The sequence below is a fragment of the Bacillus sp. 103mf genome (assembly GCF_900116295.1).
GTDB lineage: Bacteria > Bacillota > Bacilli > Bacillales > Bacillaceae_G > Bacillus_A > Bacillus_A bruguierae.
This window is the reverse complement of record NZ_FPAF01000004.1, coordinates 230,723-250,572: the sequence shown is the minus strand read 5'-3', so window position 1 is coordinate 250,572 and position 19,850 is coordinate 230,723. Positions and strand designations below refer to the sequence as shown.

The window sequence follows — 19,850 nt, the reverse complement described above, 5'->3', positions numbered from 1 at the left end:
AATTATGGACTTACGTTATCCGATTGGCCATTTCACTTATGAAGAAAATATTACGCAAGATACAATAGAAAATTGGATAAAACAAATTGAAAACCTTCCTACTGAATTAACACAAGCAATAAAAGAATTAGATAAAAATCAGCTAGATATGCCATATCGTCCTGGAGGATGGACAGTGCGCCAAGTTGTTCATCATATTGCAGATAGTCATATGAATAGTTATATTCGTTTTAAATTAGCACTGACAGAAAACAATCCTACGATTAAACCATATATGGAAGAGAAATGGGCAGATCTTCCTGATTCTGAGCTTCCGGTAGATGTATCTTTAGCAATTTTAGAATCATTACATAGAAGATGGGTTACTTTGCTGAGATCGATGAAACCTAGTGATTTTGAAAAGACGTTCCATCATCCTGAGTCAGGATCTAATAAATTAGGTGTAACGATTGGGCTTTATGCATGGCACGGTCGCCATCATACTGCCCACATTACTTCTCTTCGCAATCGATTAGGATGGTAATAAGTTTAGAGATTATAAATTAGGCAGTTGAAATCTTTTATTTAATAAAGAATAGATTTTGATTTTTATAGCATAACCGTTTTTTCTAACAAATGAAGCAACAAATTATATATTCATTCATGTAAGGAATACGGAAACAAAGGAGATGCACATATTGTTTGAGAAACATAATGATCCAAATATAAAGCGCGATACTAGTTTTAATAGTTTGCGTGCCGACTGCGAGAACTGCTTCGGCTTATGTTGCGTTGCACTACCTTTTGCAGCTTCAGCAGATTTCGCAATTGATAAAGACGGCGGAACACCATGTAAAAATCTCCAATTGGACTTTCGGTGCGGCATTCATAAGAATCTTAGACAACAGGGGTTTAAAGGGTGTACTGTTTTTGAATGCTTCGGTGCAGGGCAAAAGGTTTCGCAAGTAACTTTTGAAGGAGTCGATTGGAAAGAAGGTCCAGAAACGGCAAAGAAAATGTTCGATGTGTTCCCAATTATGCAGCAACTTCATGAAATGCTCTCATATTTGACGGAAGCCTTGACGTTGAAAGCGACTCGTCCGATTCACAGAGAACTGAGGCGCGCACTTGATGAAATGGAACGACTTTCGCAACTTAGTCCTGATTTACTCATAGAACTAGATGTTCCATCACACCGAGCGTATGTAAATGATTTACTTTTAAAGACAAGTGAACTCGTGTGGATAGAATCAAATCGTCAGCGTAAGGGTTCTCAAAAAAGCAAGAGAATCAATTATCGAAGTGCTAATCTTATGGGGGCCAATCTTAAAGGAGCAGATCTTAGAGGAGCTAACTTAAGAGGAGCATACCTAATTGCTGCTAACCTTCGCGGTGCAGATATGCGAGCGGCAGACCTGATCGGTGCTGATTTACGAGATGCTGATCTTAGAGGAGCAGATCTCACAGAGAGTATTTTTCTTACTCAAGTTCAGATTAACTCAGCGAAGGGAGATGCGCGTACAAAATTACCTAACTCGCTCTCTCGCCCGGCACATTGGTCTGCTTTGGAAACGAAAATGAATTAAACAACATAAAAGAAATCAACAAGGCTCTGCTATAAAATAGAGCCTTGTTGATTTAATTATCTTTGGGTCTAATAAATTTAAGAGCCAATATAGCTCCCAAAAGAGCAAGAGAAATGGAAAGGTAAAAGATATAATTATCCGGTCCCTTCATTAATAAAGCAAATAAAGGCGGACCAGCTGCTACACCAACAAAACGCATAGAGCTATAAAGAGATGTGATAGACCCCCTTTGTTCTTTTTGTACACCTTCCGTTACTAAAGCGTCTAAGCTTGGAAGAGCCACTCCGATTCCAATTCCACTTATCACAAGACTAATGATAATAATATAAATATTTTTAAAGAATATCGGAATCGTTAACGTTATTCCTAATATGAGAAACCCAGCACATATACACCATTTCATAACTCCCTTTTTATCTCCAATCTTCTTTCCAGTTATATAAGAAGTAAGGGAGAGAGAAGCTAAAGGGATTGCTAGCACAAGACCTTTCCAAACACCTTCTAAGTGATATCGTTTTTCTAAAATTGAGGACAAATAAAAAAGAATACCGAATAAAATAAACATAATGATTCCACCTAGCAAAAAAGTAGGAAGAAGCCAACGCCCTTTTTCCATTAAGATATCTTTTACATTTTGTAGGAAGACTTTTAATGGAGGCGCTTCCTTAGTTGAATTCGGTGGTTTAACAAGAAACATAATTAATATAATTGAGACTATACACAAAATAGGGATAAACCAAAAAGGAAGAAACCAGATAAATGAAGCTAATAAGGAGCCTAAAATCGGACTTAAAACTTTCCCTAATGTATTTGATGTTTCTACTAGTCCTAGACCAGAACTAACTTGTTCTTCATCTTGAAACATATCACCTACACAAGGAATAACAACAGGCATTGCCCCGGCCGAGCCAATCCCTTGAATTATTCTTCCAATTAAAATCCATATATAAGGATTGTTTAGTTTCCATGAGACCCAGCCAGTAATAGCGCCCCCGATAGCTGCTATAAATAGGCTAGGAATAATCACTTTTTTTCTTCCCCATTTATCAGATAAATATCCAGCTACAGGAATCAAAATAATAGCGACGATAGAATAAATGGTAATAATAAGAGAAACTTGGAGGTCAGTAATGTTCAATTTTTTTTCGATTAATGGAAGGACTGGAATTAACATGGAGTTTCCAAGTGTCATAACTAATGGTACAGATGAAAGAGCCCATAAACTCCATCTGTCTTTTCTATCTATATTTATAAGTACTCACTCCTTAATCAAATGTATGTGGTATTAGCTTTTATATCTTAGTGCTAATCTTTAAAAATCTACACATATGCTGCAAAAATAACTTATTCAATTTAATTAAAATTATTTACTTTTTATTAAATTTGTATGCAAATTGTAGTTTTGAAATAAAGGCTCATTATTTAACTTTGTTCAAACTGTTCATCTGATTCATTAATAAAAGGAAAATCAATGTTTGATTCACTATAAATTAGAATAATATTTACTTAGATAGGTTAATCATAAAAAAGAACTCCGTATTTCTTTACAGGCATTTAAATGTTTAAAAGGAGGCTTTTGATTTTGAATACAGCAGAAAATACACTATCTATCTTTGCCTTAGGTGGTGTAAATGAAATAGGGAAAAATATGTATGTAATACAATATGCAGACGATATCGTCATAATTGATTGCGGTTCTAAGTTTCCTGATGAGAGCTTATTAGGAATTGATTTAATTATCCCAGATATTACATACTTGCAGGAAAATAAAGATAAGATTCGAGCTTTAGTTGTAACACATGGGCATGAAGATCATATTGGCGGTATTCCATATCTATTAAAACAATTGAACGTACCAATTTACGCAACACGTTTAACACTAGGCTTAATTGAAATTAAATTAAAAGAACATAGACTGGAAAATGTAACTGATTTATTTGTTATTGACTCTGAATCGTTTATTGAATTTGGACAAATAAGTTTAACCTTTTTTAAAACCAACCATAGCATTCCCGATTGTCTTGGGATTGCCTTTCATACGCCAGAAGGTACAGTTGTACATACGGGGGATTTCAAGTTTGATCTAACTCCAATCAATAATCAATATCCGGATATTCATAAAATGGCTAAAATTGGAGAAGGCGGTGTTTTAGCTTTACTCTCTGAAAGTACAAATGCAGAGCGGTCTGGATTTACGCCATCAGAACGATTAGTAGGTAACCATATTGAAGAGGCATTTTTCAAAGCCCATAGAAAAGTAATTATTTCGACCTTTGCTTCTAATGTTAATCGAGTACAGCAAGTGGTGGATGCTGCGATTAAAACAAATCGAAAACTCGCTTTACTCGGAAGGAGTATGGTAAACGTAGTAACCGTTGCATTAGAGAAGGGATATTTGAATATTCCAGAGGGAATGCTGATTGAAGCGCATGAAATCAATCAAATGGATCCAGAAAAAGTAGCCATTCTTTGTACGGGTAGTCAAGGTGAACCGTTGGCTGTTTTAGCTCGTTTAGCTAGCGGAAGCTATAGGCAGGTAGATATTCTTCCTGAAGATACCGTTATTATCGCTGCTACTCCTATACCAGGAAATGAACGAAATGTTTCACGAATTGTAGATAACTTATTTTTATTAGGGGCTAATGTGATTTATGGATCTGGGAGTTCAACAGGAATGCACGTTTCAGGACATGCTTATCAAGAAGAATTAAAATTAATGCTTACTTTAATGAAGCCGAAATATTTTATTCCGATTCATGGTGAATTTAGAATGTTGCATCATCATCGCCTTTTAGCAGAATCTGTTGGTGTTAAGAAAGATAATATCTATGTTATTAATAACGGGGACGTTGTTGATATAAGAAATCAAGTGGCTTATCAATCTAGACGAATACCTGCAGGAAATGTATATGTTGATGGATTAGGTATTGGAGATGTTGGAAATATTATTTTACGTGACCGCAAACAGCTTTCTGAGGATGGTATGCTTGTTATCGTTATAACTCTTAGTAAAACAGAGGGGAAAATTATTTCTGGCCCAGATATCATTTCACGCGGATTTGTATATGTGCGTGATTCGGAAGACTTTTTGAAGGAAATTAATCAATTAGCTACAACAACCATTCAAAATTTACAAAAGAAGGACGTTAACAATTGGAATGTTCTAAAAAAGCATATAAGAGAAACCATTGGACAATTTTTATACGAACATACAAAAAGAAAACCAATGATTCTTCCTATAATTATTGAAGTTTAAACGAACTTTTCATTTCACAGCAATATGCTATAGGGGATAGATAAAGATAATGGAACACAAAAACAGACTATCATAGAAAAGTCTATTTTTGTATTTTTAATCAATATCATTGTATTTTGTTCCAAAAAATACGGGGTTAATACTTTTTGTTTTGTATAAACATACACAATTGTTATTTTGTTGTATATGCTACAAGCGCTTTTTGAATGCTATAAATACTATCATCTTTTCTAAATTCTTTCGTAATTGGATTATGCATGCCTGATACCCAAATTTTTAATTCAGCATCTAAATCGAAATGTCCAGCTGTTTCGATGCTAAATTGTGTAATATTTTTATATGGAATAGAATGATATTCCGTCTTTTTACCAGTCATACCTTGTTTATCTACTAAAATCATACGGCGATTTGTAAATACGATTAAATCACGAATCAACTTATAAGCGTGTTCTACTTGTTCGTCATCGAGCATAATTGCTTGTAAATCACGTTTTACTTCACTTATATCTGCATCAGATGCATTTCCTAAAAAACCACTAAATAAACCCATTATGAATTCCTCCTTTATGTATAGAATGAATCTCTTTTATTGTAGCATGTAATGAAAAGCAGATTCTTACTTTTAGGTATAAGAATTAAATTGTAATTGCAATGAAATGATTTAATACTTTATCATAATATCTTATGCTAATATATTTGTGTAAGAACTTTTTATACACAATGAACTTATGATAGAGGGACAATAGATGAATAATATCGGATTAGTTTTAGAAGGCGGAGGAATGAAGGGTCTATATACAGCGGGCGTATTAGAATATTTTATGGAACAGAATTTGTATTTTCCCTATGTAATAGGTGTTTCAGCAGGAGCGTGTATGGCTGCTACGTATTTGTCTCGTCAAAAAGGAAGAAACAAGAAAGTAAACACAGAACTTGTAAGCGATCCACGCTACATTTCTTTTCGAAATTTTTTACGAAAACGCGAATTGTTTGGCATGGATTTTTTATTTGATGAAGTACCTAATAAAATTGTACCGTTTGATTTTCAAACATTCCAAGACGGAGCAGAACAGTTTGTTATTGGAACAACTGATTGTGAAACAGGAGAAGCTGTGTATTACAATAAGCATGAACATGGAGATGATATTTTAAAAATTATTCGTGCATCAAGCTCTGTACCATTTATTGCGCCGGTAGTTGAATACGATGATAAAAGACTACTTGATGGAGGGATTACTGATCCAATTCCGATTCAGAAAGCGCAGGGGGATGGATATCAAAAAAATGTTGTGATTATGACAAAGCCAGCGGGATATAAAAAGCAGCCTAGTAAGCTTGCTTCCATTGCAAAATGGTTATATAGACAGTATCCGAATGTGGCAGATCGCCTTGCTCAGCATTCTGAAATTTACAACAATACTATATCGTATCTCTACTCAGAAGAACAAAAAGAGAATTTCTTTGTAATTCAACCGAGTGTGCAATTACCTGTAAGTGGATTGGAACGTAATCAAGAAAGATTGGTTCATTTATATGAACTTGGTTATAACGATGCGAAGAATCAATTTGAGCAGTTAAAAGAGTGGTCATTGGCTTTTAACAAGCAACAGAAATAGCGATTAAAAATGATTGTCAAGATTAGGCTATTACATTGAAAAAAGGGAAGAGGATAACAGCATATTAATCAAGTTAATTTCATTTACCGTATTTTTACAATTCAATAAAAACAAATCTGGATTTTTATTGGATTGAACCTGCTGAAGAAAATTTGAAAAGGCGTAAAGTGCTGCCGGATAATGCCATACAAAGGTTGATGAAAAGAATTCAAGAACATGATATAGAAACGTGTTGGGTTAGTACGCTTTAACTTTTGATAAGATGGAGTAAAGGAGATGAGAACATGATAATATCCGCAATGGTTGCTGTAGGAGAAAATAATGTAATTGGTAAAGACAACGATCTTCCCTGGAGACTTTCGAATGACTGGGCATACTTGAGAAGAATTACTATGGGCCATTCTATCATTTTAGGAAGAAAGAATTATGAATCAATAGGAAAACCTCTAGATGGTCGTAAAAACATCGTCCTAACAACAAATAAAGACTATAAGGCTGAAGGTTGTCATATAGCTTATTCGATCGAAGACGCCCTTTCTAAATGTGAAGGAGAAGAAGTATTTATTCTTGGGGGAGAAGAAATCTATTGGCAGTTTCTTCCTTACATTCAAAGGTTGTACATAACTAAGATTCACGCTCCTTTTGATGGAGATCGTTTCTTCCCAACGATTGATTATCCCTTGTGGAAATAATTGTCAGTCGAAAAAGGAATTAAAGATGAAAAGAACCACTATGATTATTACTTTCATGTATTTGAGAAAATAAAATAATTTCGAGAAGAACTACCGATAACTAGGGGTATGTTAAAAAAGGTGTTTTTTAGACAGGAAAACACCTTTTTTAACATACTTTATTCTATATAATCGTCCTAAATATAAATTTCGTTCACAAAATAGACACTATACCCACAGTAAATAACAAGGAAACAATCAATTTATTACTGAAATAAGTATTGAGTTGAAAAGAGAAGAGGAGGAAAAAATGAAGAAACTAATGAGTCCGGTTATGCATGATTTGGCGAAGCAGTTAAATCATGGAAATCCTTCTGCTGTTACATTGTTTTTAGAGAGCATAAAGAACCAAGAAACACCTATTGTAGAGACTTATCCAATTGATGATGAGTACGATCTTGTTACATATATTTGGTTAGGTGATGAACAAACCGAAAACGCATATGTATTTGGAAGTTTTCCTGGTTGGGATATAGAAGAGAATGAACTGGATAAACTTTCACATACAAACATATGGTTTAAAACGTTTCGAACAAAAGAAAAGTTTGTTTCGACGTATTACTTTTCAATTAATGATAACTTTGAACAAGATTGGGTAAAACGAAGTGAAAATTATAAGTGTGATCCATTGAATTCTAAAATGTTTGGGCATGAAGCAGAACCAATGTCTTTTTTAGAGCTAGGCCTATCGTCGCAGATTGACAAAACAAAGCAGCAAACGCACATTCCAAAAGGAAAAATAGAAACATATCAGATTCATAGTCCTATATTGAAGAATAAACGACAACTTTGGATATATACTCCACATAATTACTCACCTGAACAATCTTCTTATGACCTTCTTATCATGTTTGATGGCAGATCTATGCTGCAGACGTTATCAGCAGCTGCAACACTAGATTACCTTATACATACAAAAGAAATTCAGCCATGTATCCTAATTGGTATTGATCATGTAGATCGATTTACAGAACTCACATTTTACGAGGAAATGAATATGTTTTTAACAAAAGAACTACTTCCTTGGATTCAAGAAAGATATCACGTTCATGCAGATCCAGATCATACAACAATTGGTGGATTCAGTCTTGGTGGTTTAGCAGCTTTTTATGCAGCGTTGCAATATCCAGATATCTTTGGAAATGTTTTATCATTGTCTGGTTCTGTACATTGGAAAAAAGAAAATTACGAAGGATCACACCCTTGGATTGAAAATCACTTTAAAAGAAGCAGCACATTACCATTACATATTTATATGAGTGCTGGGGAGTTAGAAAATAAATCATTGTTAGAAGCAAATAGGAGGTTAGCACAAGTACTTAAAGAAAAAGAATATCAAAGTACCTATGTTGAATTTCCTGGTGGTCACGATGTATTGTGGTGGCATAAACAGTTTGCTCAGGGATTAGTATCCTTACAACAATTTAAAATACCTATGAAATAATAAAAAGGAGGAGGCATATGAAAGATAGAGAAAAAGATTTAGATAAGGCATTAAAGAAACAAGAAATTTTAGTAAAAGATGAAAAAGTATGGTCATATACGTACGAAGATCATATTAGTTCAATTATTAAACGATCGCAAAAAGAAGGAGTATTTGATGATTTAGTAGGAAAAGGGAAGCCACTGCAAATTGATAAAAGTCTCTCTTATAATCCAGAAAAACAACTATATAAAACGATGAAAGATAATCATATATTGCCGAGGTGGATTGAGCTTTCGAAAGAGATTGATACGTTAAAGGAAAAGTTGCATACATGTACAGAAAAAGAAGAAACTGTTGCAATGGTTGAAATGATTAATAAAAAAATTCATGAGTACAATTTAACTTGTCCGCCGTCAGCGCAAAAAATGAAGATAAATATACCAAGTTAATATTTTAGCATGGTATCTAAATTTGATACAGTTCTTTATAGAAGAGAATATTCATAATGTGACATCATAAAAATTACAGAGAAACATCATTAATTATGGACAGCGGGTATATGGATCAAACTCTTAGCAAGTAAACCAATACTATTATTAAAATTCTCCCCAAAATAATAAGGGAGAATTTTTTTGTTTCATAAAAACATTATGTTAACTAAGAATTGTAAATTGAATAAAAGAAAGATAGGTTAGACCGAATTATGCAAAATTTTTATATACAGCAAGCTTCTGTGAATATTCAGAAACTAAGATATAAATGAATATAAAATAAAGAGAAGTTCACAAATACAATGTTCAGTGAAATTCAATATAAATTATGTGTGAGGATTCATCATAAAAATTTTTACGACGGTATGTAATGAATTTTGTGTATGAAATTTTAGCGTGTATTTAAATTTATGAAGTTTTAAACCGGTATGTAAATATGTTATGGATTGTTTCAAAAATCCCTGTTTCATCTCAAAATGTATAGTTTACTTGCTTATAGAGATATAAAACCCCTTTCTTTTCACAACTACCTATAATTTATATTATGTCAACTGTAAAAAATAAATCAACTAAGTTTAAGTAAGTATTGTTAGATACCTCCCTATTCTTTATCTTTCTGTTATTAATAAAAAATCAGTTAGTGTGCTTCTTTAGAGTATGCACACTAACTGAAAGGTAATTTATTTTTTCTGTTGAAAAATTTCACGTTTTCTTCGTAAAAATAATTCTTTGTCTTTATAGATCCATTCTGCAAAATGTTGAATGTCTTTTTTACCACTTAAATATATTCGGTACTGTTTTTCTTTATCAATAAACTTAGGTTTGAGGTTTTGAGCGATTAATACTTCTTTTAAAGAATTCATAAAAAGATGTGATCCGCTGACAAAACTTGCAAAATATTTTTTAGGATTAACATGTCCATCTCCATCAAAATATCCTCTAATAAAATGATGTAAAAATTCTTCTGGAACATACGGGAATTGTACATCGTATGATTTACAAGGAGTAATGCCGTGTATATCTATTAAGTCGTTTTTCATGATTTTGCTATTTAAGTTTAGCATATATACATCGGTATTTTTGTTTTTACATAATGGCTGGTTTGACTTTATTTCTTTTTTAATATCCTCTAAAATTTCTTTTTCTTTTTGAGAAATACTAACTGTATGACAGTTCTTAGCTATTACGCCGTCAGCGATGAAAAAACCTAAAATATATGCCATGTTGTTAGACCAAGTTTTAAAATAATCTTCATTTATATCATATTTACGCTTCCAACTGCCACGTGCTCTCATTTCGACATTATTATCTGCTAGGACCATGCGAACGTATCTAGAAGTAACGTTAGCCAAATTTGCAATGTCTGATGTGCTAGAACCATCTAAATATAACTTAATCATTTCGCCCTTTTCCATTGTACATTTAGACCTTCCTCTGCTCTTTCTACACATTAGAATTATCCCCTTTCAACAGATATAAATTGAGTACATCTTCTTCTCTATCATACGAAAAGAACTTATGTTCTGTCTATTGGGAATAAAAAAGATAGCTAACAAATTAAATGAGATAAAACTATGATTTATAAATAAATTAAGGAGAAACATTAAGTTTTATTAATCTATCAGCAAGTTTAATATTTTCTTTTAAGTAAATAGGTAACTCCGAATTGTTCAGAATTTGTTGAGTTGTCTTCCAAAATAATAGCTTGTTTGTTTTAATTTTCTATATAAACCTTCCACTTATTTAATGGATAGAATTAAATAGTTTAAGAGCAACATTCTTATTCTTTTATCATTTGGTAAAGCCGAACCATGTCTTCTGTTGAAAGGATTTTGGGAACGGGATAGAGCGGATTCGCCTCTTTTAAAGCCTGATTTACCATAGCAGGAATATCTTTATCAAGAATGCAGCTGACCTTTTTGGGTATACTCATGTCTTCATTGAGTTTTTTTATTGCTTCTATAAACTTTTTTGATTTTTGTTCATCGGTGTCAGATGAGTTACTGATCCCAATTAAATCTGCCAGTTCAGCTAAAGGTTTATATACTGATTTTCCATAATAATCCAAAACATAAGGCAAGATTATAGCATTAGCTAATCCATGAGGAGCGGAATAAAATCCTCCTAATGTATGCGCAATAGCATGAACATTTCCAACATATGCACGAGTAAACGCTACACCAGCTAAATATGATGCTTTCTGCATGTTTTTGCGTGCATGAATATTTGAACCATTTATATAGGATTCATAAAGATTATTAAATATCAATTGAACTGCCTCTCTACTGTTCTGTTTTGTTTCTTCTGTATTACTTTTTCCGATGTATGCCTCAACTGCATGTGTCAAAGCGTCCATTCCAGTAGTTGATGTTATATGGGGAGGTAGTTTAACTGTAAGCATCGGATCCAGTACGGCTAACTGCGGGATGAGTGCATGATCGTTAATTGCATACTTTTCATGTGTCTCACTATTAGATACGACAGCAGCAACTGTAGCCTCACTTCCTGTACCTGATGTTGTAGGGATTACGAATAAGGGTGGAATCTTTTTTCTGACCTTTAAAACCCCTTTCATTTCAGGAATACTTTTTCTCGGTCTAGCAACACGCGCCCCGACCCCTTTTGCACAATCAATCGGTGATCCACCGCCAAATGCAATGATACCTTGACACTTACTTACGTGGTAAAGAGATAGTGCATCTTCAATATTATAAATTGTAGGGTTTGGAACGGTTTTATCATAAATAAAATATTTTACTCCTGCTTCTTTTAGTTGTTTAAGAAATTCATCTAATAATCCAATTGACGTAATACCCTTGTCTGTCACTATTAACACCCTATCAATATTGATACTATTTAAGTGAATTGGAAGTTTACTTAAGCTATTTTCTCCAGTTAATAATTGAGGTTCACGCCAAGGTAAAAAGTGGGAAACTAACTTAAACGTGTTTTGATATAATCTACAATACAACTTGTACATATTAAGACCTACCTTTCCTTTTTGGTAAGTATTAAGATACATAGCTATAAATATAGTAGCAAGAAGACCAAAAATACTATTTTTATACTTTGAGTTTTCTATAAAATGAATGTCTTTTTTACTACTTACATATATACGATACTGTTTTTCTTTATCAATAAACTTAGGAATCTTTGTTTATCAATGACGCCTTTTTCATTTTTAGACCAATAGATTGCCGTTTCAATTAAGTCTTGCATTGGATTTATATAACCAGCTGATTCCCAATCAATAAGAACGGGATTGTATTGGTTCCACATAACATTCTTAGAATCTAAATCCCTATGGCTAATAACCATATTTGATGAAAGAGATTCAGATGCGCGAATTTCCTTTAAATTCCATTCACTAAGGTTATCGAGATTTTCAAGGAGTAACTTAACCCATTCTGAACGATTTTCTTTACCTTTTTACAAATAATAATTCCAATTAGTAGGTTGTCCGTTATCAAATCCATCATTTGTTATACTTAACTCCGAAAAATCAGCTTTATGTATTGTTGCAAGAATTGTACCTATTTTTTCGCAATGAATATTGCTGATTTCATAAGTCGACAAGTTCTTTAAGGAAATTTAATGCTTCGGAAGTTTCAGGTGAATTTTGACTTAATATTAATTTCTTGCTGCTTGTCAATTTAGTCCATAGCATTCGAACGCTTGGCAACGGTTCAACAACATTTATATAGGTACCGTCCTCCTTTAGCAATTTATTACAATCTGAAAATGAACTCTTGTTTACTGCTTCAAAGATAATATCATAAGTCTCGTCTGTACGAGAAAAATCTTTTGCTGTGTAATCAATTACCTTGTCGGCTCCCAGAGATTTTACCAAGTGTTATTCGAGCAGGCAACCAAACAGAGAGAGGAACTGTAAAACTCCGTGACCGAATATCCCCTGCTGTTACGGTTGTCGTTTTTATTTTTACCAGTATTTCATTTTCCCTAGGAGCGGGTTTTTCTATTTCTTTTAGTTGAAGAAATTGTTCTATTTATTAATATCATACGAAAAATATGAATAAATAGAACAATGGTTCATTCTTCAATAACGGGTCTTAAACTACCCTGCTCTGTCAATTAAAAAATGGATTATGTAAATACATTTTTCTCCTCAACAAAATGATCTTTATATAGAGTTGGTACTATTTGATAAACATTTAAGCGTGCATAATGTTTTGCATCTTCTACAAATCCACGTTCTCATAACTCCCTACCACTTCCGAATTAATATGATTAATTATAAAATTCTAAAAAATAAATTATAGACTTATTATTCTGAAATATATACAATTATATTTGGAACCTACAAAAAAACTCTCTTTTCTCAAAAGAGAGTTTTTTGTAGGATCATATTTAACAAGTTTATAATAGCCTTTAACTATCCTGAACAATATATTAAATAAACTTATTATGGAATCCCAACAAAGCCAGCAGCCACTTTATTGATACTGAATTTTATAGTCCATTCTTTTATAAGAGAATCAAAATAAGACTATGAATTGAAAGGTGAAGATAATGAAAATTGAACATATAGCTATTTGGGTAAATGATTTAGAAGTAATGCGCACGTTTTATACCAAATATTTTAAAGGTAAAGCTAATAACTTATATCGTAATGAAACAAAACAATTTGAATCTTATTTTATTACATTTGAAACAGGGGCACGTATAGAAATTATGCGAAAGAAAGGAGTAAAGAATAAACCTAAAAATGAAATTACTGGATATGCTCATTTCGCTTTTTCTGTCGGAAGCAAAAATAACGTTAATCGATTAACGGAAACATTAAGAAAAGCTGGCTATCCTATATTGAGTGAACCTCGCTTTACTGGTGATGGATACTATGAAAGTGTAGTAAGTGATCCAGAAGGCAATCAGATTGAAATAACAATCTAAAGTTCACAACATGCTTCTTACGAAAAAATAACAAATTTTCTCCTTTCTTTAAATCAATAGTATTTTATTGAGAAATATTTTTCTCAATCCCTAAATATTGTAAAACTTGATACAATTATATAAAAATATATTAGGGGGGGGTTATGCCATGGAGACTACAACAGTTACGTTAGAACAAATTACTTCTTTATTAAATAATTGGTATGATGCAATTCGTAGTCAAAATACAGTTCTTGCACTTGAAATTAGAAATGATGTAAACAAGAAAATTGATAGGATTGAGGAAAATCAGAACATTCTACTATACTACTTTTTACTAGAATTTAGATATAAATTACTTACAAATGATTATAAAGAATCAAATACTTTGTTAGAAAAAATTAATAGCTTCGAAAAACCAACTGATGATTCTTTAACATATTACTATCATTTCTTTAAAGCAATACATGCTACTGAGATTGGTAAATTTAAAGAAGCTAACGAATACTTTAGTAATGCTAAAGAGTTATTAAAAACTATACCTGACGAAGCTGAAAGAGCTGAATTTCACTACAAAGCTGCTGCATACTACTATCAAGTTCGTCAACCACTTGTCGCTATTAATTATGCAACAAAAGCTAAAAATTATTATGAAAACTCAATAGGATATGAGGTTAATATTGCTGGTTGTACAAATATTTTAGGACTTACATGTACTTCTTTAGGTCAATATGAATCAGCTGAAGAATATTTCATAAATGCTTTAGATATTGCTAATAAAAAGAAAAGTACACTACTTGCTCTAAAAATTAGACATAATTTAGGTTTCTTATATGCTGAGCAAAACTTATCTAAAGCCGCTATTAGAAATTTATCTGCTTCCATTGAAGATCCTGAAACTGACTATAAATGTACCTTCCTATTAGCAAGAGAACATTTTAAATTAGGTCACACTGAAGAAACAAATAAATTTATTGAAAAAGGATTGGAAATTTGTAACCGTTTACAAGTAATTGGATATAAACATCACTTTTCCATCCTTCACGCATTAAATACAGAAGAACCAATTAATACATTTGAAACAATAATTAAAGAAGGAATTCAATACTTTGAGCGAGAAGATTTATTAGGGTTCGTGCATGACTACTCTAAACAATTGGCTTTAAAGTTTTATGCTTCTAATCAACCTGATAAAGCAAGTCAATATTTTTATAAGTCACACGAAGCTGAACAAAAACTACACGATAAGGAGGCTTTAAAATAATGAAAAAATTAGCTAAATTTTTTGGAATTACATTTGGATTAACTTTACTACTAACAGGAATTATTGGATATACTCCTTCAAACACATTCCAAGCAGAACATGGTAAAACATTCCTGGAACAATCGAGTGATCCTCAAAGAGAACATGGTAAAACGTTTTGATTTAAGTTACAAAATGAAAAGACCTTTAAAAAATAAAAAGAATGCACATATAAGACATGCCTTATATGTGCATTCTTTAATTGATTTGTTATTGAACTAATCTGTCTCCGCTAGTTAGAGAATATGATGATATATTACTTCCACCAATCATCAAACATAGTTGTAGGAAGTTGTCGTTTATGTTCTGTAGCTAAATATCGTTTTTCGATTGCTTCTGCTACTTCTTTTGACACTTTCTTACCTTCTAAATAATCATCTAGCTCTTCATAAGAAATTCCTAGCTCGGTTTCATCTGCTTGTTGTGGTTTATTATCTAATAAATCAGCTGTTGGAACTTTTAAATACAATCTTTCAGAAGCGTCTAAAGCTTTCAATAGTTCTCTTCCTTGTCTTTTTGTTAATCCAGATAACGGAAGAATGTCAGCACCACCATCGCCGTACTTCGTAAAGAAGCCTGTTACAGCTTCTGCTGCGTGGTCTGTCCCGATTACAAGAAGGCCATTTTGCCCACCTACCGCATATTGCGTAATCATTCGAACCCTGGCTTTCACATTTCCTTTATTGAAATCTGTAAGTTGCTCTTTTGCATCTTTTTTATATTGCTCTGCAAAAGCGTCAACTGTCGTTTTGATATCAAATACAAATTCTTCGTCTGCTCGAATAAATTGTAATGCTGCTTGTGCATCATCTTCATCTTTTTGAACGCCGTAAGGTAGGCGGATGGCCACGAATTTTACATTTTTCCCTTCGGTTCTCAGTTCTTCTACTGCTAGTTGAGCAAGTCTTCCAGCTAATGTTGAATCTTGCCCACCGCTAATTCCTAAAACGAAGCCTTTTGCTCCTGTTTTAAGTGCGTACTCCTTTAAAAAATTTACTCTTTTACGAATTTCTTGAATAGGATCAATTACTGCTGATACATGTAAATCCGACATGATTTTTTGTTGTAAAGTTGTCATTTCAAAACATTCCCTTTCAGTTTTTAAAGTTTTATATGCAATGTAATCCTTATGATTGATACAAACCTTTTTCCTTGATGTAATAGTAGCAGCTATCCGGGAGAAGGTAACGTGGTTCGCCGCCTTTAGAAAATTCTTCGCGTATATATGTAGAACTAATTTCCATAGCTAATCCTTTATCAATTAATTGAAATCTACCATCATCATAATTGCGCAGGAGAGCGGATCGACTAATCGTTTGGAGCATATCGATACCATTGCGAGCCATAACGATAAAATTATTTTCACTTATCAATTCTTCGGCCATCTTCCATTTTCCATCAGCGATATCTACTAAAAGGTCTGCACCCATGATAAAGAACAATTCTGCTTCTTTTAATATAGATCTAAAATGCTTCATTGTATAGTATGTATAATGTTTTCCTGGTAATACGTTTAATTCATGGGTGTCCAGAACGAACTTGGGATTATCCTGTATGGCTAAACTGAGCATCTTAGCACGGTGATCACCTGTCGTTTGTATTTTCTTATCAATGCGCTTGTTTGTAGAAGGTAAAAAGATAATATAATCTAGCTTTTTACGATGTGCCACAGTTGAAGCAGTCCACAAATGAACATTCGTAATTGGGTCAAATGATGAACCATATATTCCAATTCGTCGCCCTTTTTTTAATAGTCCGCTAATATCTTTTTCTGGATTCAATTCTTGAAGGTACTCCATACTTTTAGTTGATTTGATTTCATTTATTTTCATTTTCTAATCATCTCCGCAACTTTTTGTTTTACTTCCTCAATATGTTTCATTTTGTTATCCCAACACTTTTGACTAAGGTCTAAAGGATATTCTTCTGGATTTAATCCGCGTTTATATTCATCCCAAAGTAAATTTAAGTTGTCTTTTGTGAATTGCTGGATTTCTTGCAGTGATGCAGATTGATATACACACTCGCCTTCTATGAAAATATCGTGATGCAGCTCTTTAGCCTCAAAGTTCGTTACAAATTTACTAATAAAAGTATGCATTGGATGAAACATTTTTAATCGATCTTCTTCAGCTGGATTTTCTGTCTCTAACGCGATATAATCTCCTTCTGATTTTTTGTTTGTCGTATTAATAATACGGTACACTTTCTTAAGACCTGGAGTAGTTACTTTTTCTGGATTGGAGCTGATTTTAATTGTATCTACCATTTCACCGTTTATATCTTCGATGGAAACAAGCTTGTAAACAGCTCCTAGAGCAGGAGAATCAAATGCTGTGATTAATTTTGTGCCAATTCCCCAAATATCAATTTTCGCTCCTTGTGATTTTAAATGAGTGATCGTTTTTTCGTCTAGATCATTGGATGCAATAATTTTTGTTTCTGTAAAACCTGCTTCATCTAACATTTTTCTCGCTTCTTTAGATAAGTAAGCTAAATCTCCGCTATCTAGTCGAATTCCCTTAAAATTAATTTGATCTCCAAGTTCTTTGGCCACTTTAATAGCATTTGGCACCCCTGATTTTAATGTATCGTAAGTATCTACTAAAAATACACAATCCTTATGTCTACGAGCGTATTTATGAAAAGCGGTATATTCATCGCGATATGCTTGAACCATTGCATGTGCGTGTGTACCAACTACAGGAATGCCAAACAGTTTTCCGGCACGTACATTAGATGTAGCGTCAAATCCTCCGATATAGGCTGCTCTTGTACCCCAAATTGCTGCATCCATTTCGTGAGAGCGACGAGTTCCAAATTCCATTGCAGTTTGTTCTCCTACTACTTGTTTCATTCGCGAAGCTTTTGTTGCAATTAATGTTTGGTAATTTACAATGTTTAGAATAGCTGTTTCAATGAGTTGAGCCTCTACTAAAGGTGCTTCAATTCGAAGCATCGGCTCATTCCCAAAGACTAATTCACCTTCTTTCATCGAACGGACAGTTCCAGTAAACTTTATACCTTTTAAAAACTCCAAGAAATCCTCTTGATACCCTAATTCATCGCGAAGATATGCAATATCACTTTCAGTAAAACGGAAATTTTTTAAGTAATTTATAATTCTTTCTAAACCAGCGAAAACAGCGTACCCGTTTCCGAATGGAAGTTTTCGAAAGAATACTTCAAATACTGCTTTACGATTATGCATATTATCTTCCCAGTACGTTTCCGCCATATTAATTTGATAAAGGTCAGTATGTAGTGTTAGGCTATCGTCTGTATATGTATTATTCATTATAATTCCCTCCAATTATTTAAAATATATTGTATGTATACATCTATAATATTTAACAATTAACAAATTGTTAAATATTAATTTTAAAAAAATTAGTATCTAGCTGTGTATATTGGTTGCACTATATCCATCTCTATAAAACGATATAATTGTGCGGATTTTTTCGATGTTCGCTGAGTCGTTTGGCCCGTAATTTCTTGAATGAACGGCAAAGTTTTTATTTTTCTCGCAAATGCCTGCCCACTCTTAATTGCTGGATCTTCAGTAACAGTCAATAATACGGCTTGTAGCTCAGAGTATGTGAAACTCTTTGGTAAGAAGTTTTTTGCTACAGTTGTTTGAAGTAAATCAATTGTGATGACTTTAATTGCGTCACGTATGATCTGGTTATGATCAAAAGCTAAGTCTAATTTCAGGACTTCATCAATTGAAAATAATGCAACTTCTGCAGCATCATCATTAGCTTGACGTTTTTCTAAATAATACTCTGGTACAATTGCATAATGCGCGTTAGAAATAATCCAACCTCGTGGATCACGGCCAGGTTTATCATACACGCCATAATGTTTAATATGTATACCTTCTACACCTGTTTCTTCTTCTAGCTCTCGCTTTGCTGCTTCAAACGCCGTTTCATCATCCTGTACAAAGCCGCCAGGTAACGCCCACTTCCCTGCTTCAATATTAGGTTTTCCTTCTGAATTGGTCAATGCCCGTTTTATCAGCATTAATTTCAAAGCCATAACAGGAGGTTTATGTTCTTCTTTTTCCTCAGTAACAATAGTAAATACTGCGATATCTGATGTATAGCCATCAGGTGTCTTATATTTTTTAACATCATATTGTTGTAAAGCTTCTTGGTTTGACATTTAGCTCCCTCCTAAACGGTTAGTATTTTTCTTTACGTATTTCTCTTCTCTTAATAATTAACAATTGGTTAATTATTAATTCAATTATGCACGAATTATTTTTATTTGTCCATAGAAATTTTTAAAAATCCCCATATGGCTTAGTTTAAATTTTACACCGTTTGTTTTTATATAATGGATGATTTGAATTTACAATATTTCTTCTTCCTCTGTATTCCAATCTGTAAAGATGCTAGTTACGGCGTCAACTGCAACTTCAACTACAAATTCACATAGGCCAGATACCACTTCTTCAATCACTTCATACATATTCGCCCACTCCTCTTTTGATTAAATTTACCTTTAGTATATAAGCTGGATATTTTTAAATGCTATTGAAGAAGATGACAGATACCTTACAGTTTT

17 protein-coding genes and 3 pseudogenes are annotated in these 19,850 nt (G+C 33.1%); 10 read left to right on the top strand and 10 right to left on the bottom strand.

The window, feature by feature from the left end; all coding sequences use genetic code 11:
* The first annotated feature begins 1 nt into the window (after position 1).
* The gene (locus BM350_RS13235) at positions 2–523 is read left to right on the top strand and encodes a YfiT family bacillithiol transferase (RefSeq protein WP_090915008.1); all 522 of its coding nucleotides are present in this window, start codon (positions 2–4) and stop codon (positions 521–523) included.
* Positions 524–668: 145 nt separating this feature from the next.
* On the top strand, positions 669–1,565 hold the full coding sequence (locus BM350_RS13230; protein ID WP_090914640.1) for a pentapeptide repeat-containing protein: 897 nt from the start codon (positions 669–671) through the stop codon (positions 1,563–1,565).
* Positions 1,566–1,617: 52 nt separating this feature from the next.
* Here BM350_RS13230 and BM350_RS13225 read toward each other — a convergent pair whose 3' ends face one another.
* Complete coding sequence (locus BM350_RS13225; RefSeq protein WP_348272203.1) at positions 1,618–2,817, bottom strand: bacillibactin exporter BcbE; 1,200 nt, start codon at positions 2,815–2,817, stop codon at positions 1,618–1,620.
* Between the two features lie 330 nt (positions 2,818–3,147).
* On the opposite strand from BM350_RS13225, the gene BM350_RS13220 reads away from it, so the two are divergent.
* Positions 3,148–4,821, top strand: coding sequence for a ribonuclease J (locus BM350_RS13220; protein ID WP_090914642.1), 1,674 nt, complete (start codon positions 3,148–3,150; stop codon positions 4,819–4,821).
* Between the two features lie 172 nt (positions 4,822–4,993).
* Here BM350_RS13220 and BM350_RS13215 read toward each other — a convergent pair whose 3' ends face one another.
* Positions 4,994–5,371 carry a PH domain-containing protein gene (locus tag BM350_RS13215; RefSeq protein ID WP_090914643.1) on the bottom strand — a complete coding sequence of 126 codons (378 nt, stop codon included), beginning with the start codon at positions 5,369–5,371 and terminating at the stop codon, positions 4,994–4,996.
* 196 nt (positions 5,372–5,567) lie between these two features.
* Here BM350_RS13215 and BM350_RS13210 point away from each other — a divergent pair, with 196 nt between their 5' ends.
* From BM350_RS13210 to BM350_RS13190, 4 genes and pseudogenes are all read left to right on the top strand, one after another.
* Entirely contained in the window at positions 5,568–6,437 is an 870-nt protein-coding gene (locus BM350_RS13210; RefSeq protein ID WP_090914644.1) for a patatin-like phospholipase family protein, read from the top strand.
* 284 nt (positions 6,438–6,721) lie between these two features.
* Positions 6,722–7,207 (top strand): annotated as a pseudogene (locus BM350_RS13200) (dihydrofolate reductase).
* 211 nt (positions 7,208–7,418) lie between these two features.
* Positions 7,419–8,612, top strand: a complete 1,194-nt coding sequence (locus BM350_RS13195; RefSeq protein ID WP_090914645.1) for an alpha/beta hydrolase — start codon at positions 7,419–7,421, stop codon at positions 8,610–8,612.
* Between the two features lie 17 nt (positions 8,613–8,629).
* Positions 8,630–9,043 carry a DnaJ family domain-containing protein gene (locus tag BM350_RS13190; protein ID WP_090914646.1) on the top strand — a complete coding sequence of 138 codons (414 nt, stop codon included), beginning with the start codon at positions 8,630–8,632 and terminating at the stop codon, positions 9,041–9,043.
* 722 nt (positions 9,044–9,765) lie between these two features.
* Here BM350_RS13190 and BM350_RS13185 read toward each other — a convergent pair.
* The 4 genes and pseudogenes from BM350_RS13185 to BM350_RS13170 all read right to left on the bottom strand — a co-directional run.
* Positions 9,766–10,536, bottom strand: a complete 771-nt coding sequence (locus BM350_RS13185; protein WP_090914647.1) for an LAGLIDADG family homing endonuclease — start codon at positions 10,534–10,536, stop codon at positions 9,766–9,768.
* A gap of 329 nt (positions 10,537–10,865) precedes the next feature.
* The gene (locus BM350_RS13180) at positions 10,866–12,065 is read right to left on the bottom strand and encodes an iron-containing alcohol dehydrogenase (protein ID WP_090914648.1); all 1,200 of its coding nucleotides are present in this window, start codon (positions 12,063–12,065) and stop codon (positions 10,866–10,868) included.
* 125 nt (positions 12,066–12,190) lie between these two features.
* Positions 12,191–12,463 (bottom strand): annotated as a pseudogene (locus BM350_RS27545) (phosphotransferase); the annotation flags it as partial.
* A gap of 190 nt (positions 12,464–12,653) precedes the next feature.
* Positions 12,654–13,092: pseudogene (locus BM350_RS13170) on the bottom strand (zinc-binding dehydrogenase); the annotation flags it as partial.
* A 523-nt stretch (positions 13,093–13,615) separates the two neighbouring features.
* Between BM350_RS13170 and BM350_RS13165 the strand changes: the two are divergent.
* The 3 genes from BM350_RS13165 to BM350_RS26945 all read left to right on the top strand — a co-directional run bounded on the left by BM350_RS13165 (position 13,616) and on the right by BM350_RS26945 (position 15,400).
* Complete coding sequence (locus tag BM350_RS13165) at positions 13,616–13,996, top strand: VOC family protein (protein WP_090914649.1); 381 nt, start codon at positions 13,616–13,618, stop codon at positions 13,994–13,996.
* 148 nt (positions 13,997–14,144) lie between these two features.
* The gene (locus BM350_RS13160; protein WP_090914650.1) at positions 14,145–15,239 is read left to right on the top strand and encodes a response regulator aspartate phosphatase; all 1,095 of its coding nucleotides are present in this window, start codon (positions 14,145–14,147) and stop codon (positions 15,237–15,239) included.
* Positions 15,239–15,400, top strand: a complete 162-nt coding sequence (locus BM350_RS26945) for a hypothetical protein (protein WP_170857704.1) — start codon at positions 15,239–15,241, stop codon at positions 15,398–15,400. The genes BM350_RS13160 and BM350_RS26945 overlap by 1 nt, the downstream gene beginning before the upstream one ends.
* A 134-nt stretch (positions 15,401–15,534) precedes the next feature.
* On the opposite strand, the gene nadE is transcribed toward BM350_RS26945, so the two are convergent.
* The 4 genes from nadE to BM350_RS13140 all read right to left on the bottom strand — a co-directional run bounded on the left by nadE (position 15,535) and on the right by BM350_RS13140 (position 19,445).
* A complete protein-coding gene (gene nadE, locus BM350_RS13155; protein WP_090914651.1) occupies positions 15,535–16,356 on the bottom strand; it encodes an ammonia-dependent NAD(+) synthetase in 822 nt (273 codons plus the stop codon).
* A gap of 49 nt (positions 16,357–16,405) precedes the next feature.
* Positions 16,406–17,110, bottom strand: coding sequence for a nicotinate (nicotinamide) nucleotide adenylyltransferase (gene nadD, locus BM350_RS13150; protein WP_090914652.1), 705 nt, complete (start codon positions 17,108–17,110; stop codon positions 16,406–16,408).
* Positions 17,107–18,576: a nicotinate phosphoribosyltransferase gene (locus BM350_RS13145; protein ID WP_090914653.1), complete on the bottom strand. Its 1,470-nt coding sequence runs from the start codon at positions 18,574–18,576 to the stop codon at positions 17,107–17,109. Before BM350_RS13145 ends, nadD begins: the two co-directional genes overlap by 4 nt.
* Positions 18,577–18,668: 92 nt before the next feature.
* On the bottom strand, positions 18,669–19,445 hold the full coding sequence (locus tag BM350_RS13140; RefSeq protein ID WP_090914654.1) for an NUDIX domain-containing protein: 777 nt from the start codon (positions 19,443–19,445) through the stop codon (positions 18,669–18,671).
* Positions 19,446–19,850 lie beyond the last annotated feature (405 nt).